This window comes from Niveispirillum fermenti (assembly GCF_048066175.1).
Taxonomy (GTDB): Bacteria; Pseudomonadota; Alphaproteobacteria; order Azospirillales; family Azospirillaceae; genus Niveispirillum; species Niveispirillum fermenti.
Genome location: NZ_JBLTXA010000010.1, coordinates 97,430 through 113,634 on the forward strand (window position 1 = coordinate 97,430; position 16,205 = coordinate 113,634).

Consider the following 16,205-nt stretch of genomic DNA (forward strand, 5'->3'; position numbering starts at 1 on the left):
CGCCGCCATACTATCCGCATCCGATGGCCGCATGGCCATGGCAATTTGGGGTCATCGGGATCGGCCGTCGGCCGCCGCCGCTTATTCCGGCCCCATCTGCTCCTGCAGGTAATTCTGGATGCCGACCTTGTCGATCAGGCCCAGCTGGGTTTCCAGCCAGTCGATATGCTCCTCGGTATCCTCCAGGATGCGGCGGAAGATTTCCTTGGACTGATAGTCGCGGACCGACTCGCAATATTGCATGGCTTCGAGCAGTTCGGTTCGGTTGCGCGTTTCGATCGACAGGTCGCCCTTGAAGCATTCGGGTACATCCTCGCCGATCATCAGCTTGTGCAGGTCCTGCAGGTTCGGCAGCCCTTCCAGGAAGAGCACACGCTCGATCAGCAGGTCGGCATGCTTCATCTCCCCGATCGACTCCTCATACACCTTCTTGCCCAGGCGCAGGAAACCCCAGTTCTTCAGCATGCGGGCGTGCAGGAAATACTGGTTGATGGCCGTCAGCTCGTTTACCAGGATGGTGTTGAGATGGCGGATGACGGTGGTGTCGCCTTGCATGGTAGCCTTCGCTGCGTTGCCTGTAAGGATGAACGGACGGCCGAAGAGGTCGGCCGGGAGTGGTTCAAGGTGGAAATTCCAAGGGTGATACTGCCACGCCTGAAACCTGTTGTCTTGTGATAACGTATTGCAATTGAAGGGAAATGTGACTGATAAGCAGTCGCGTGCCAGCCCTTTGCGAACGATCTTGGGAGAAATATGCGATGACCCGTCCCGTCCGTTACCTGGAGGATTTCACCCCCGGTCTCGTCTTGGAATTCGGTGACCGGCTGGTGACGGCGGAGGAGATCGTCAGCTTCGCCCGCGAATACGACCCGCAGCCCTTTCACCTGGACGACGAGGCCGGACGCCAGACGCATTTCGGCGGTCTGGTCGCCAGCGGCTGGCAGACGGCCGGTTTCATGATGCGCATGCTGGTGGACAACATGCTGTCACCGGAAACGTCGCTGGGCTCGCCGGGGCTGGATGAATTGCGCTGGCTGAAGCCTGTGCGGCCCGGTGACCGTTTGCGCGCCCGTGTAACTGTTCTGGAAGTGAAGCGTTCCCGCTCGCGCCCGGAGATGGGAACGATCAGGCAACATACAGAACTTCTCAACCAGAAGGACGAAGTCGTCTTGTCCGTCCAGTCGATCGGCATGGTGCGCACGCGGTCATGAGGTGTAACGGGCAGCGGTTTATTCGCCGCCCTCGAACAAAGAGCGGGAAAGGACAGGGGTATCCCCTGTCCAATACTCCCCGGCATTTGAGACCGGCATTGTTGCCGCTTCCCAACGGCGCGGGACATGGCATATCCTCGCAACGTCGGGTTCAGTGGGAGCCATCATGGCGCGTGAAATGATTGATTTTTCTCCAGGCGAATGGGTGGAGGAACTGGTGCCGCCCCGCCGGCGCCTGCAGATCATGGCCGTTCATGCCAAGCCCGGCGTCAAGGCGCCGAACGTGGAACTGGCCATCAACGGCAACCCTGTCCACCGCATCAGCCTGTCGATCTTCGCCCTGGCCGATATCCATCGTTTCCGCCGCGTGCGCTGATGCGGATGACCCGCCGCCATCCCGGCGCCGGGCGCGTCATGGGGCGTGTCATCGCGCGGGGTGTCCGGTGACCGCAACACCGATCACCGGATGCCGGCTCAGCGGTTGCCGGTCCTGCGTCCGCGCAGCAGGCGCCAGCCCAGGCGGCCGAAATAGACGGTGATCACGCCATAGACCACGATCTTCGACACGGGATCGACATAGGATTCCACGACCTCATACTGACTTTCCAGGGCATAGCCGGCACCCGTCAGGATCGATGTCCAGACCAGTGAACCCAGGGTCGTCAACAGCAGGAATTTCGGCATGCCCATGGCGGCCATGCCGGCCGGCACAGAGATCAGTGTGCGGATGGCAGGGATGAGCCGGCCGAACAGCACGGCCTTGGCCCCATGGCGGGAGAACCAGCTGAACGCCTTTTCCACATCGGGCGGGTCCATCGTCATGATGAAGCCGAACCGTTCCGACAGGGCGATCAGCCGGTCATGGCCGAAAAAGCGGCCCAGATAATACCAGGGCAGTCCACCCAGCACGGACCCGGCCGTGCCGACCAGCACCACCAGGAACGGATCCATCTTGCCCTGGGCCGCCAGGAACCCGCCCAGCGGCATGATCAATTCGGACGGGATGGGCGGAAAGACATTTTCCAGGAACATCAGCAGCAGAAGGCCGAAATAGCCCATCTGCTCCACCAGCCCCAACAGATTATCGAACATCGATCAGATTTCCAGGTCCAACGGCAGTCATTTGCATGCCGAACCTGTAGCGCATCGAAGCCCGTCCCGCCATGGCAAAGGCGGGATCAGGCCGGACTGCGCTGACGGCCGGGTGGAAACATGCATGCGATCGCATGGCGACGAAGCGGGATTACGCCAGATGGTCTATTCCTTTTGAACAAATTTGCGGTATCATGCCGCAACATTAGGTTCCTTGCCGGACCAGCAGCACAAGCACCCTGTCGCAACAGCGGAATGTGGACGGTGCGGGCAGCGGGAAGGTCGGGTTTCTGGCCCGTTTCACCTGGAAACAGGGGCGGGCCGTTCAGGAGATTGAGGCAATGGTGATGTCCAGACGTTCAGCGGAAGCCCCCAAGCCGGGCGAATGGCTGGAAGAAGTCAAGTCGCCGCGCCGGCGGTTGCTGGTCCATGCCGTCCACCAGCACGCCGCCCGTCCGGTGCATGTGGAGTTTCTCGTCAATGGCCGCAACAGCGACCGCCTCTCCCTGGCACTGGAGGTGGTGCTGGATGCCACGCGCTTTCGCCGCCTGGGGCCGAGCCAGCACGCGGCCTGAGGTTTCCATTTACATTTCTGACGGTTGAGGCCGTGCGGCTGGCATGTCCGCCCGGCCTTTTTGCATGTACCCCCCCGGCATTTGATGCCGGGGGGAGGTGGTTCCGCCAGGAAGCCGGCGTCAATTCGCCGCAGACCGGAACCAGCGCGCGGCGGACCGTGCAGCCTCGGTGAAGCTGGGCGCGACGGGGCCCGTGGCGGGATCGACCAGCATCAGGTTGACGGGCAGGTCGAACTCCTCCACCTCCATCTGGTCGGCATCGCGCCACACCCGGCCGTCATGCGCCAGATATTGCCGTGCCTGGGTACGCTGGAGCAGGGGGCGGATGTCCCCGGACCAGGGGAAGACCGGTTTGCCGAGGGCGGCGGCGAAGCCCATCTCATAAGCTGTGCCATCATCGACCGACGGCCCGCGGAAGGGCATGCAGTTGGCGATCACCCCGTCGGCGGCGTGGATCAGTGCCAGATTTGCGGCGCGGATGCGGGCCGCGAAGGCGGCGCCGCCTTCCCCGGCCATCGGGCTCAACGCATTGTCGGTGGGAAAGACGCCTTCCAGGTCCAACCCCTCGCAGATCGACTTCATGGCGGCCGCGGCCGCCATGGGATCAGGCAGGAAGACATCCGGTCCGGCCAGATAGAGCCGGGGGCGGGGGCCTTGTGTCACTTGCCGCCTCCCAGCTTCACCGGATCGATCTTGTAAAGAGCGAACCCATCCTCTCCCGGACCCTGATAGGTCAGGGCCGGCTGTTCGCGCAGCAGTTCGCGGGCCAGCGGCGAGCTTTGATAGGTGAGCATGAGCGTGGGCGGCAGCGGGGCCAGCCGGAAGGTGCCGTTGGTCGACGGCTCCACCACACCCTTGGCGCGGATGTAATCGATGATGGCCTGCTGCACCGTGTCGGGCGACTGATAGATGACGGTGCTGCCATCCAGCCAGGGGAAGCTGCCGCCGCCATTGGCGCGGTAATTGTTCGTGACGACGATGAATTCCTGCTTGTCGTCGATGGGGCGGCCCTGGAAAGCCAGATCCCTGATCCGATGGGCCTTGTCATTCACCAGCTTGCCTTCGCGGTCGAACCGTTCGGGCTGGGTGATGTCAATCGCATAGGTCACGCCGTCGATGATGTCGAAGACATAGGCAGGCACCCGGGTATTGACCAGCGGCTGCGCCACCTTTGCATTCGGATCGATGACCATCAGCGCCCGGCTGGACATTTCCAGCCAGTCGCGCACCTGGGCGCCCGTCAGCCGCACGGCGGCGATCTGGTTGGGATAGAGGTAAAGGTCGGCGACATTGCGGATGGCGACGTCGCCGGCCGGAATGTCGGTATAGAATCCGACGCCGGGCCGGCCGCCGGATTTGAAGGGGGCCGCCGCCGACAGGATGGGCAGGCTGGCATGTTCGGTGCCCGCCAGCGCCTTGGCCACATAGGCGCGCTGCGCTTCGGCCACAAGCTGCACCCCCGCCGAATCGCCCAGGAAGGAGAAATAGCTGTGGATGCGGCCTGTGGACCGGCCCACGGCGCGGCGCACATATTCCAGGGTGCCCAGGTGGCTGGCTTCCAGCAGGGCCTGCACTTCCCCGTCGGGAGCCGGAGCGGCGGCGGCCGTGCGGTCGCCCTGGCGCGGCTGGATCGGCTGCACGCTGCTGCTGCCGTCGGCGACACGCCAGCCCCGGCCATCCTTCTCCAGTGTCAGGCGGATGACGCCCAGATGGCTGCCATAGGAACCGGCCATGACGACGGGCTTGCCATTCACGGTGCCCTTCTTCAGGTCGACACCGGGCAACCCTTCATAGTCGCGGCTGGGAAAGACGCGATGGCTGTGGCCCGTCACGACGGCATCCACGCCGTCGATGGCGGTCAGATAGTTGGAGGCATTCTCCTCCCCCCCCTGGCGCGGGGTATAGGACATGCCGGCATGTGACAGGACCAGCACGATGTCCGCCCCATCCGCCTTCATGCGCGGCACATATAGAGTGGCCATGTCCACGATGTCGCGCGTGGTGACGCGGCCTTCCAGCTTGTCGCGGTCCCAGACCATGATCTGCGGCGTCAGCAGCCCCAGGATGCCGACCTTGACCTTCTGTCGGGCACCCTTGTCATCCACCAGATCGCGTTCCTGGATGACATAGGCGGGATAGAGGGTGGGGTCATTGTCGGGGTCCTGGTCCCCATCTACCTTGAACACATTGCCGGCCAGCACGGGGAACCGCGCCCCGGCATAGACATTGTGCAGCGTTTCCAGCCCGTAATTGAATTCGTGGTTGCCCAGCACGGCGGCATCATAGCCCAGCAGGTTCAGGGCGGCCGTGGCCGGGTGCGCGGGCTGATCCGCCGCGACGCCGCGCTCACGCACCACCCAGTCGCCCATGGGCGTGCCCTGGATCAGGTCGCCATTATCCACCAGCAGGCTGTTGGGGTTGGCGGCGCGTGCCGCCCGGATCAACGGCGCCACGCGGACCAGCCCGACACTCTCGTCCGGCTTGTCGGCGTAATAATCGTAATCTTCCAAGTACATATGCAAGTCGGTGGTTGCCAGGACTTGCAGTTCCACCTTCTGGGCGGCGGCCGCGCCCGTCATGGCGATGAACAGGGTGGATGACAGGAAGGCGGAACGCAGGATACGAATCACGGGCGAAGCTCCCCCAGAAGGCATGGTCGTGTATGGCGGGTGCGGTGCAGCACAGAGGGTTAATATTCTTTCAGGATTGAAACCTGTGTCCCCTCTTGATGGCATGCTGCACCGCGAAACTGTGGCGCTAATGATACGCTGGCCGAGATATAGCCGTTCAACCCGCCGAAGGCATAGCCCGACGGGTGCGTGTCATGGAACTGTAATTTATTCCTTACATAACCGACACGGGCATCTGGTGTTGTCCGCGCGAACTGGTCCGGCTTATTGGGGGCTCTACATATGACCATCGTAAACAACAAGAAGGTGGCGGCTGTGTTCCGTCGCCACACCTCTTCATTGAAATTCGGCGCGGGTGTCACCGCGCTGGCCATCGCTTCCGCATGGGCGATCCCCGCCGTTGCGCAGCAGACCACTTCGTCGATGTCGGGTTACGTGACCACCGCCGAGGGCCTGCCGGCCGCCGGTGCCGTCGTTGAGATCACGCACGTTCCGTCGGGCACGCGCTCCACGGCGACGGTGAACGCCGAGGGCCGCTTCAACGCCGCGGGTCTGCGCGTCGGCGGCCCGTACAATGTCCGCTTCAACGCCGAAGGCGTGCCGCCGCAGGTCATCGAAGGCGTGTTCATCAGCCTGGGCGAGCCGTTCCAGCTCAATCTGGCGCTGACGGGCAGCGACAGCATCGAAGAGATCGTCGTGACCGGCGATCGGGTCGGCACCGCCGTGGTCGGCAATGGCCGTTCCTTCAGTGAGGACCAGATCCGCAACGCGCCGACCGTCAACCGCGACTTGAAGTCGACGCTGCGCCTCGATCCGCGTGTCTCGCTGGATGCCACGAACCTGGATGCCATCTCCATCGGCGGCGCCAATACCCGTTTCAACCAGATCTCGGTTGACGGTGTTCGTCAGAGCGATGATTTCGGCCTGAACAACAACGGTTATCCGACGCAGCGCGCCCCCATCTCCCTGGATGCGATCGAGCAGCTATCGGTCGTGACCAACCCGTTCGATGTCGAATATAGCGGCTTCCAGGGCGGTCTGGTGAACATCGTGACCAAGTCGGGCACGAACGATTTCCATGGCTCGGCCTTCTATTACTATACCGACAGCGATCTGACGGGCGACAAGAGCAAGAGCAACCGCTACACCTTCAACTTCAAGGAAAAGACCTACGGCGGCACGCTGGGTGGTCCGATCGTGAAGGACAAGCTGTTCTTCTTCGGCTCCTACGAGAAGCTGGACGCCCAGACGCCGCAGGAATACGGCCCGTCGGACGGCGCCGCCCCCATCAAGATCCCCGGTGTGACCCAGGCCGAATATGACCAGGTGCTTGGGATCGCGCAGCGTGTCTACAATTACGATGCCGGCGCCCTGGGCGCCACGCTGCCGGAAAAGGATGAGAAGATCCTGGCCCGCATCGACTGGAACATTGCCGAGGGCCACCGCGCCACGGTGAGCTACCAGCGTACCAAGGGCAACCAGACCTCCGACACCGGCAACAGCGTGTCCGGCCGCACCATCGCCACCCTGGGTCATCTTTATGACCGTTCGGTGACCATGGACCAGTACACCGCCCAGCTCTATTCGGACTGGACGGACAATTTCTCAACCGAGCTGAAGTTCGGCCGCAAGGAAGTGGTCACGGGCCAGAATTCGCTGCGCGGCGTCGATTTCCCCGAAATGGAAATCAAGACGGCTGCCGGCACCGTCATCAATATCGGTCCCGACGAGTTCCGCCACGCCAACGCGCTCACCAACGATCTGAACACCTACAAGGCCAAGGGTGAGTATCTGTGGGGCGACCACACGCTGACCTTCGGTTACGAGCGTGAAGAGCTGGACATCTTCAACCTGTTCGTGTCGACCAGCCGCGGCTTCTATGCCTTCGACAGCATTGCCGATTTCGAGGCGCGCCGCGCCGCGTCGTTCCGCTACAACAACGCGCTGTCGAACAATGCCGACGATGCGGCGGCCACCTTCGGCTACAAGACGAATTCGCTGTATCTGGAAGACAAGTGGGACATTACCCCGGACTTCGAGCTGACCTATGGCCTGCGCTACGACTGGTGGGAATCCAGCGACAAGCCGGCCTTGAACCAGGTCTTCACGAACCGCTACGGCTATGACAATACCCGGACGCTGGACGGGCTGGACCTGTGGTCGCCGCGCGTCGGCTTCAAGTATCAGGTCAATGACGATACCACCCTGTCGGGCGGTGCTGGCATCTTCGGCGGCGGTTCGCCCAACGTCTGGGTGTCCAACAGCTTCTCCAACACCGGCGTGCTGACGTCCAACCAGTCCGTCACGCGCAATGCCAACGGCACCTTCACCCTGAGCCCGGGCGTCCCCGCTTCCACCACGCTGGGTTCGGCGGTGCTGGACAATGTGACGGGTAACCTGCCGGCCGAGCTGTTGGCCCGCCAGGGTCAGCTTTCCGGGCAGGGCGACGTGAACGCGATTGCTCCGGGCTTCGAGATCCCCTCGGAGTGGCAGTTCGCCCTGACCGTCGAACACCGTTTCGACATTCCGGGCTTCGGCGATGATTGGCGCCTGACCGCCAGCGGCCAGTATGCCAAGACCCGTGACGCCGCCCTGTGGCGCAACGGCCGCTATGTCCAGAACGGCACGCTGCCGGATGGCCGTCCGCGTTACGTGCTGATGACGGGCGCGCCGTCGGGTAACGACCTGATCCTGGACTCCACCGGCAAGGGCAGCCGCCTGTCCATCTCCACCATGCTGGACAAGCGGTGGGACACCGACTATGGCGACGTGACCACTTTCGTCGGCTACACCTATCAGGATGCCAAGGAAGTCAACCCGGCCACCAGCTCCACCGCGCTGTCGAACTGGGACAATGTCGCCGTCAGCGACATGAACGATCCGGAACTTTCCACCTCCAACTACGAGATCAAGCACCGCATCGTCTATGCGGCCACGTGGGAGAAGGAATGGTTCACCGACCTGCTGTCCACAATCAGTGTGGTCGGCGAGTCGCGCACGGGTCGTCCCTACAGCTACACCTTCTTCGGTGGTGGACCCAACTTCAACGATCCGCGCCAGAACAGCCGCAACCGTCAGCTCTTCTACGTCCCGGGAAGCTGCGCGGAGGTGAATTTCGCCGGTGGCCTGACCTGCGAGGCCCTGAACGACTTTATCGCCCGCAACGGCCTGGAGAAGTATCGTGGCCAGATCGTGCCGCGTAACTCGCACCGCAGCCCGTGGGTCCACCAGATCGATCTGGCCATGAAGCAGCAGGTCCCGGCCTTCTTCGAGGGCCACAAGGCCGCGGTCACGCTGGACATCCGCAATGTCGGCAACCTGATCAACAGCAAGTGGGGCCGTCTGGAGCAGGTGGGCTTCCCCGGTGTCTCGCCGGTCCTGACCCCGTCGGTCGGTGCCGATGGCAAGTACACCTACACCGGCCCGCTGCGCGAGCCGTCGATCAATGCCAACGCCAAATCCTCTGTCTGGCAGATCCAGGTTGGCGTGCGTTACGAGTTCTGATCGGGCGACGGATCGGAAACTTGAAGCTCATGGGAAAGGGGCGGCCTCCGGGTCGCTCCTTTTTCTTTGCCCGCATGTTGCGGAAGGGGCTGCGGCTTCCCGATCTATTCCCTATGGGCACTTATCCGGTGGGCGGCTTGTTGATAAATTGTTCATCATGATGGCTATATCGACCAGCCCGGCAGAACGTCGGACACATCCCCGCATTCCCACGGAACCCATTTACCTGATGGTGGCCGGGCGACCCGCGCGATTATTGGACTGGTCCTTCGGGGGTTTGCGCGTGCGGACGGAGGATGGCGACGATGGCTTCCTCATTGGACAGCGCGTCGATATCACCATCCTGCGACCCGATGGGCATAGCTGGGCCCGGCTGCCCGTCATCGTCCGCTACATCGACGAAGGGCCGGGCGCGGCACTGGGTGTCATGCTCGTGGACCGGCTGGCCGCCTTCCCCCTTTTGCTGGAACTTTTCAACCATTCCCTGGCACGGGCCTAATACCGGATCCCGGTGAGTTGCTCTCACCGGGATCCGGTATAGGACTATTTTGTGGTGATCAGAACCTATAGGTTCTGATCACCACCCTCAATCGCCAGCGCCAACATTCGTTGGCTCGGGCGCGCCGCACGAGCGGTGCTGTGGCGGTCGCCGCCGAACCAACTTGCGATGAGTTCTACTCATCGCAAGTTGGTATAAGTTGTGATGAGTTCCACTCATCGCCCCGTGGCATAGGCAGATTTTCCGATCCGCCGTATGGCGTGCTAATCCGCTTGATCGGCTTGCATCCGGCCGTGGGGCCATCGCATCCTTCAGCCCGCGTCGGACGGGGTGGAACAGGTAGGCTGCGGTGGACGAACTGGATCTGTTGATGCGGCTGGCCGTCTCCCTGGCGGTCGGCCTGCTGGTGGGATTGGAACGGGGCTGGCAGGCGCGGGAGATGCCGGACGGGCATCGGGCAGCGGGGCTGCGCACCTTCGCGCTGGTCGGCCTGCTGGGCGGTGTCACGGGTCTGCTGGCCATCGGCTTCGACAATCTGCTGTTCCTGGGCCTGGCCTTTCTGGCCTTCTCCATCGCCTTCACGGCCTTTCATCTTCTGGAATCGCGGGCGGAAGGGCGAAATTCCGTCACGGGCGTGGTGGCCGGCCTGCTGGTCTTCCTGGTCGGGGCCTATGCCGTCAGCGGTGAATTGCGGGTGGCTGTCGCGGTGGGGGTCGCGGCCACGGTGCTGCTGGCCCTGCGTCAGACCCTGCATCAATGGCTGCGGCAATTGCAGTGGATGGAGATCCGGGCCGTCCTGATCCTGGCGACCATGAGCTTCCTGGCCCTGCCCATCCTGCCGCACGAGCCTGTCGATCCCTGGGGCGTGCTGAACCCGTCGGAGATCTGGCTGCTGGCCGTGCTGATTGCGGCGATTTCCTTTGGTGGCTACGTGGCGGTGAAGCTGCTGGGGGAAAAGCGCGGTATCCTGGTGGCTGCCATGGCCGGGGGACTTGCCTCCTCCACCGCGACGACCCTGACGCTGGCCCGTCTGGCCAAGACGCAGGAGAAGGCGGCCCCCCTGCTGGCGGCGGGCGTGCTGGTGGCCGGCATGGTGATGCTGGTGCGGGTCCTGCTGGTCGTAGGGCTGCTGAACCGCGCCCTGGTCATGCCGCTGGCTGTTCCGGCCGCGGGCGGCCTGGCCGTCCTGGGCGCGGCAACCGCCTTCCTGCTGCTGCGCGACCGGTTGGGGAAGGGCAAGGCGGAGAAACAGGTGGAAGGGGAGGACAAGGCGCCGGCGCTTTCCCTGTCGAACCCGCTGGAACTGGGCACGGCGCTGAAACTGGCGGCCTTCATCGCCGTGGTGATGCTGGGCGCGGAACTGATCCAGCGCTTCGTGGGGGATACAGGCCTGCTGCTGGCCGCGGCCATATCGGGCATCGCCGATGTCGATGCCATCACCATCACCATGGCACGCCGCGGTGGCCAGCCGGAGGGCGTGTCATTGGCCATCATGGCGATCCTGCTGGCCATGGGGGTCAACACCATCACCAAGGCCGTGATGGCGGGGTCCGTCGGCGGTACGCGGCTGGGCCTGTTGGCCGGGGGGCCCAGCCTGCTGGCCGTACTGGCCGGTGGTGGCCTTTTCTGGCTGGTGTAGAAAGGCCCGCCGGAGCGGGCCTTTCCAGGATGCTGTCCCCCAATGTCAGGGCGTGGCACCCGGCGCGACATGGGCTTTCAGCCAGCGTTCCACCTCGGCATACCAGAAGATGCTGTTCTGCGGCTTCAGGATCCAGTGGTTCTCGTCGGGGAAATAGACCAGCCGGCTTTCAACGCCGCGCCGCTGTAGGGTGTTGAACAGCTCGATCCCATGGTTGATGGGGACGCGCAGGTCCTGTTCCCCGTGCAGCACCAGGGTCGGTGTCCGGAAATTGCCGGCCTGCATGTGCGGTGAGTTGCGGGCGATGACTGCCGGGTCTTCCCAATATTCTTTGAACCGCGACTGGCTGCCGCTGAAATCGGCGGCGTACTGGGTATAGAGGTTATAAACGGCGGCGTGGATGACCAGCGTCTTGAACGGATGTTCCCGGCCCAGGATGAAGCTGGTCAGATAGCCGCCATAGGAGGCGCCCGCCGCAGCCATGCGGTCCTTGTCGATGAACGGCCTGGCCGCCAGCCATTCGGCGGCCTTCATCGTATCCTGATAGGGGACCTCGCCCCATTCGGGGTTGATGCTGTCGGTGAAGGCCTGGCCGAACCCGCTCGACCCGTGGAAATTATGCCAGGTGACGACATAACCCCAGCCCGCGAAGACCTGGGCGTTCCAGCGGTAGGAGAAAGCATCGGAAATGGCGTTGTGCGGCCCGCCATGGACCAGCATCAGGGCCGGATACTTCTTCGACGGGTCGAAACCCGGCGGATAGACGACCCACATCTGGATATCGGCGTCGTTGGCGCCCTTGTAGGTCACGCTTTCCACCTTGCCCAGCGTGAAACCGGCCAGGGCGGTGCCATTGGCCGTCGAAATCTCCCGCACCTTGCCCGATCGCGGGTCGATGGCGATCAGTTCCGCCGGGGCCGACAGCGACTGGCGCAGGCCGATCATGGACCGGCCGGCCACATCGATATCAGTGACGTCGCCGCCACCTTCCGTCAGGCGGCGCGGTGCCGCGCGGCCGCGCGGATCATAGCGGTAGACGCGCTGGGTGGCCGCATCGTCGACCGAGCCATAGATGGCGCTGGAATCGGGGGCCCAGACGATATCATCCGCCGACCGGTCGAACCCCTCCGTCACATCGCGCACGGCACCCGTGGCACGGTCGCGCACCATCAGGCGGGCATTCTCGCCATAAAAACCGTAGATCGTGCGCTGACGATAGGCCAGATACTTGCCATCCGGGGAATAGGCGGGGCCGCTGTCGGGACCGGTCACGTTGGCGGCCGTGATGTTCTGTGCCGTACCGCCGGCCAGTGGCAGGGTGAACAGGTCGATATTGGGCCGGTTGCCCACCTTGTCGACATTGACGGGAAAGGCGATTTCCTTGCCGTCGGGCGCGATGTCGAACGGGGCGGAACCTTCATTGTAATGGACTGAAACACCAGTGTTCACCGTCAGCGCGCGCGGTGCCGCCCCTGTGATGTCGGTGACGTAGAGATGATTTTCCCGGTCGTCCAGGTAACGGTCGAAATAGGACAGCGGCGCCTTGTCCCAGACCTTCGCCGTCATCTTGCTCTCGTCACGCTCCTTCAGGCGCTTTTCCTGCTCCTCCCAGCCGGTCAGCTCGGGCCAGACACGCGACAGGAAGACCAGGCCCTGGCTGTCGGGCAGCCATTTGGGCGTGCGAATGCCCGTGGGTACGGTCGTCAGCCGCCGGGCCTCGCCCCCCGCCACGGGGATGATGTAGAGCTGCGGCGCCTTGTCGTCGTCCCGCTTGGCGACGAAGGCGACGAACCGGCCGTCCGGGCTCCAGGTTGCGTCGCCTTCTGCTGCGGGGTCGGTGGTCAGTTGCCGGGCCGGGCCGCCTTCCACGGGGAACAGCCACAGATCGGCGTCGCGCTTGTCGGTCTTCAGGTCGAAGGTGGAAACCGTCACCAGGGCGGTCCTGCCATCCGGTGACAGCGCGGGGGAGGACAGGCGCTTCAGCCCCCACATCTCCGTGGCGCCCATCACCTTGCCATCCTGCGCCCCGGCAGGAACGGCCAGCACCAGCGCTGCGGCCGTCAATACCAGCCGGACCCGCGCCAAATTGCACAATCGCATCAAATCCTCCATCCATCCGGATTTGCACGCAAAGATGCCAGCCGGGCCAAAGGGGGTACAGCGCTGTAACAGAAGCGTTACCAACCGGTGACGATTGCACGGGATAGGCATTGCGGTGCCGTCCGATGCAACCATCGGCGCAGGGGCCGGCGCCCCCGTTGCCGATCCTGGCCGACCGGCTTGACGGGACCGGCCGGCATGTTTAGGCTTGGTGTCTGAAAAGCGAATGAAAACAAGAATTTGCCAATCTGAACCGGCCTTTTGGGGGGAGATGATGCCCGTCGAAATCTCGCTGACCGTCAATGGCGCGTCCGTCACCCGTGCCGTCGAACCGCGGCTGTTGCTGGCGCATCTGCTGCGCGATGTGCTGGGCCTGACGGGTACCCATATCGGCTGCGACACCAGCCAGTGCGGGGCCTGTGTCGTGCATCTGGACGGCCGGTCGGTGAAGAGCTGTGCCGTGCTGGCGGTGCAGGCCGACGGGGCCGATGTGCTGACGATCGAGGGACTGGCCGGCGCGGATGGCACATTGCACCCGATGCAGGCGGCTTTCCGGGAGCATCACGGTCTGCAATGCGGCTTCTGCACGCCCGGCATGGTGATGGGCGCCATCGATCTGGCCCGCACCGCCCCCGACCTGGAGGAGGTGACGATCCGGTCCGGCCTGGAAGGCAATCTGTGCCGCTGCACGGGCTATCAGAATATCGTGAAGGCCGTGCGCGCCGGTGCCCGTGCCATGCAGGAAGGGTGAGGCGATGTATGATTTCGACTATCGCCGCCCCGCCAGCCTGTCCGATGCCACGGCTCTCCTGTCGCAGGATGAGGATGCCAGGGCGCTGGCCGGCGGCCAGACCCTGATCCCCACGCTGAAGCAGCGGCTGGCCCAGCCCTCCCTGCTGGTGGACCTGTCCGCCATTCCGGCGTTGCGGGCCATCACGGCGACGGAGGGGCGGGTTCGCATCGGTGCCATGGCCACCCATGCCACCGTGGCCGGTAGTGCCGCCGTGCGTGCCGTGCTGCCGGGGCTGGCCGATCTGGCGGCGCATATCGGTGACCCCCAGGTGCGCAACCGCGGCACCATCGGGGGATCGGTGGCCAATGCCGATCCCGCCGCCGATTATCCCGCAGCATTGCTGGCACTGGATGCCGTCATCCACACCGACCGGCGGGACATCGCGGCCGGCGACTTCTTCACGGGCCTGTTCGAAACAGCCCTGGCACCGGGCGAGATCGTCACGGCCATCGGGGTCGCGGCCGCCGACCATGCGTGCTATGCCAAGGCCCCGCATCCAGCCAGCCGCTATGCCCTGGCCGGCGCGTTCGTGGTGCGGCGCGGCGGGCAGGTGCGCGTGGCCGTGACGGGCGTTGCCGATTGCGTATTCCGCTGGACCGCTGCGGAAACGGCCTTGGCCGCCGATTTCTCCCCCGCCGCCTTGTCCGGCCTGACCCTGCCGGCCAATGGCCTGAATGCCGATATGCACGCATCGGCCGAATACCGGGCGCATCTGGCAGGCGTGCTGGTGCGCCGGGCGGTTGGGTAAAGGAAAGGGGTATCAGGCCCGGCGCAGGCTGCGGCCGGCGATGATGGCGCCGCCCATGATCAGCAGGCAGGCGCCGGCCACCGGCCAGTTCCACCCCGCCCGTCCGGCTGCGATCAGCAAGGCCGTGGACAGCAGCGGGGTGGTATAGGACAAGGCGCCCAGGGTCTGGATGTCCCCCCGTTTCACCCCATGGTCCCAGACGAAGAAGGCCAGCCCCACCGGGCCCACGCCCATGGCCAGCACCGTCAGCCAGCCCCCCGGTCCGGCTGGCCACAATGTCTGTTCGAACAGCAGGTGGCAGGGAACGGCCAGGACGGCCGTGGCAAGACAGAAGAAGGCGACGATTTCCGTCGGCACCGCGCCGAACCGCCGGCTCAGCACCGAATAGCCGGCCCAGGTTACGGCGCAGGCCAGGGCCGAAAGGTATCCCGGCAGATGTTCAGTCGCCACCGCCAAACCGCGCCCGCCCGTGACCAGTAGCAGCGTTCCAGCCAGTCCGGTCACGGCGCCCAGTAGTTGTGCGCGACCCAGTCTTTCCCCCGGCAACAGGCCGGCGAACAGCACGATCAGCAGCGGCCACAGATAGTTGATCAGGTTGGCTTCGGCCGCCGGGGCGGTGCGCAGTGCCAGGAAATAGAGAAAATGGTAGCCGAACAGCCCGCCGATCCCCAGCAGCCAGACAGGCGCCGGCTGGCGCAGCACCGCCAGCAGCGGGCGGCGCGTGGCCAGGATGACGCAAAGGCTGACCATCCCGCCGACCCCAAAGGAAAGCGCCACCAGCAGGAAGGGCGGCACCGGTGCCGCCTGCGCCGTCAACAGCGCCAAAGTGGACCACATCAGGATGGCGGTGCCGCCGACCAGCGTGGCCCGGCGGATGCTGGTGGGGGTCTGGACGGGACCGGTCACGGCAATCATGGTTCGAAGGGCTCCAACGGTCGGGGGCCTGTCTTGGTGGACAGGATCATCGTGCTGTGCGTCGCGCCAAAGGCCGATATGGCGGTCAGCACCCGGTTGAAATGCGGCACGTCCATGGCGGCCACCTTCAGCATGTAGCTGTCCTCTCCCGCCACCTCATGGCACTCCAGCACCTCCCGCCGGTCATGGGCGAAAATTTCCAGGTCCCGGTCGTGGCCGGGATAGGTGCGCACCCGGACGAAGGCTGTCAGCTTCAGGCCCAGGGCGGCGCGGTTGACCTCTGCCCGGTAGCCCTGTATCAGGCCCGTGGCTTCCATCCGCCGCACACGTTCGGCGACGGCTGGAGGGGTCAGCCCCACCTGGCGTGCCAGATCGGCGAAGGATTGGCGGGCATCGCGCTGCAGCTCACGCAGCAGATGCAGGCCGATATCGTCAAGAAGGTCGAGCGGGGAGGGGGCGCGGTCGGGCATGGTGGCCGCATCCTAACCGGATGTCGGTC

General features: G+C 64.4%; 15 protein-coding genes. 8 read left to right on the plus strand and 7 right to left on the minus strand.

Translation table 11 applies throughout. The features are described 5' to 3' along the window. Positions 1–81: 81 nt before the first annotated feature. Positions 82–555: a bacterioferritin gene (bfr, locus tag ACM9LZ_RS12590; protein WP_416619822.1), complete on the minus strand. Its 474-nt coding sequence runs from the start codon at positions 553–555 to the stop codon at positions 82–84. Between the two features lie 203 nt (positions 556–758). Between bfr and ACM9LZ_RS12595 the strand changes: the two genes are divergently transcribed. Together ACM9LZ_RS12595 and ACM9LZ_RS12600 are read left to right on the plus strand one after the other, a co-directional pair. Next, positions 759–1,211 (plus strand): MaoC family dehydratase, encoded by a 453-nt coding sequence (locus ACM9LZ_RS12595; protein WP_416619823.1) that lies wholly within the window; start codon positions 759–761, stop codon positions 1,209–1,211. 166 nt (positions 1,212–1,377) lie between these two features. Continuing rightward, the gene (locus tag ACM9LZ_RS12600) at positions 1,378–1,587 is read left to right on the plus strand and encodes a hypothetical protein (RefSeq protein ID WP_416619824.1); all 210 of its coding nucleotides are present in this window, start codon (positions 1,378–1,380) and stop codon (positions 1,585–1,587) included. Positions 1,588–1,685: 98 nt separating this feature from the next. Here the strand turns inward: ACM9LZ_RS12600 and ACM9LZ_RS12605 are convergent, their stop codons facing one another. Then, positions 1,686–2,303, minus strand: a complete 618-nt coding sequence (locus ACM9LZ_RS12605; protein ID WP_416619825.1) for a DedA family protein — start codon at positions 2,301–2,303, stop codon at positions 1,686–1,688. A 347-nt stretch (positions 2,304–2,650) separates the two neighbouring features. Between ACM9LZ_RS12605 and ACM9LZ_RS12610 the strand changes: the two genes are divergently transcribed. Beyond that, positions 2,651–2,878 (plus strand): hypothetical protein, encoded by a 228-nt coding sequence (locus ACM9LZ_RS12610; protein WP_416619826.1) that lies wholly within the window; start codon positions 2,651–2,653, stop codon positions 2,876–2,878. Between the two features lie 120 nt (positions 2,879–2,998). On the opposite strand, the gene ACM9LZ_RS12615 is transcribed toward ACM9LZ_RS12610, so the two are convergent. Then, complete coding sequence (locus ACM9LZ_RS12615) at positions 2,999–3,541, minus strand: nucleoside 2-deoxyribosyltransferase (protein ID WP_416619827.1); 543 nt, start codon at positions 3,539–3,541, stop codon at positions 2,999–3,001. Further along, a complete protein-coding gene (locus tag ACM9LZ_RS12620; protein ID WP_416619828.1) occupies positions 3,538–5,508 on the minus strand; it encodes a bifunctional 2',3'-cyclic-nucleotide 2'-phosphodiesterase/3'-nucleotidase in 1,971 nt (656 codons plus the stop codon). Before ACM9LZ_RS12620 ends, ACM9LZ_RS12615 begins: the two co-directional genes overlap by 4 nt. Positions 5,509–5,790: 282 nt before the next feature. On the opposite strand from ACM9LZ_RS12620, the gene ACM9LZ_RS12625 reads away from it, so the two are divergent. The 3 genes from ACM9LZ_RS12625 to ACM9LZ_RS12635 all read left to right on the plus strand — a co-directional run bounded on the left by ACM9LZ_RS12625 (position 5,791) and on the right by ACM9LZ_RS12635 (position 11,150). Then, on the plus strand, positions 5,791–9,012 hold the full coding sequence (locus tag ACM9LZ_RS12625) for a TonB-dependent receptor (RefSeq protein ID WP_416619829.1): 3,222 nt from the start codon (positions 5,791–5,793) through the stop codon (positions 9,010–9,012). Between the two features lie 160 nt (positions 9,013–9,172). Beyond that, positions 9,173–9,511: a PilZ domain-containing protein gene (locus ACM9LZ_RS12630; protein ID WP_416619898.1), complete on the plus strand. Its 339-nt coding sequence runs from the start codon at positions 9,173–9,175 to the stop codon at positions 9,509–9,511. Positions 9,512–9,860: 349 nt separating this feature from the next. Beyond that, entirely contained in the window at positions 9,861–11,150 is a 1,290-nt protein-coding gene (locus ACM9LZ_RS12635; RefSeq protein ID WP_416619830.1) for an MgtC/SapB family protein, read from the plus strand. Between the two features lie 45 nt (positions 11,151–11,195). Here the strand turns inward: ACM9LZ_RS12635 and ACM9LZ_RS12640 are convergent, their stop codons facing one another. Then, positions 11,196–13,250 carry a S9 family peptidase gene (locus ACM9LZ_RS12640; protein WP_416619831.1) on the minus strand — a complete coding sequence of 685 codons (2,055 nt, stop codon included), beginning with the start codon at positions 13,248–13,250 and terminating at the stop codon, positions 11,196–11,198. 274 nt (positions 13,251–13,524) lie between these two features. Between ACM9LZ_RS12640 and ACM9LZ_RS12645 the strand changes: the two genes are divergently transcribed. After that, positions 13,525–14,001: a (2Fe-2S)-binding protein gene (locus tag ACM9LZ_RS12645; RefSeq protein ID WP_416619899.1), complete on the plus strand. Its 477-nt coding sequence runs from the start codon at positions 13,525–13,527 to the stop codon at positions 13,999–14,001. Between the two features lie 4 nt (positions 14,002–14,005). Next, on the plus strand, positions 14,006–14,791 hold the full coding sequence (locus tag ACM9LZ_RS12650) for an FAD binding domain-containing protein (protein ID WP_416619832.1): 786 nt from the start codon (positions 14,006–14,008) through the stop codon (positions 14,789–14,791). A gap of 12 nt (positions 14,792–14,803) precedes the next feature. Here ACM9LZ_RS12650 and yddG read toward each other — a convergent pair whose 3' ends face one another. Continuing rightward, entirely contained in the window at positions 14,804–15,706 is a 903-nt protein-coding gene (gene yddG, locus ACM9LZ_RS12655) for an aromatic amino acid exporter YddG (protein WP_416619833.1), read from the minus strand. Beyond that, positions 15,703–16,176: an Lrp/AsnC family transcriptional regulator gene (locus ACM9LZ_RS12660; protein ID WP_416619834.1), complete on the minus strand. Its 474-nt coding sequence runs from the start codon at positions 16,174–16,176 to the stop codon at positions 15,703–15,705. The genes yddG and ACM9LZ_RS12660 overlap by 4 nt, the downstream gene beginning before the upstream one ends. Between the last annotated feature and the right edge of the window lie 29 nt (positions 16,177–16,205).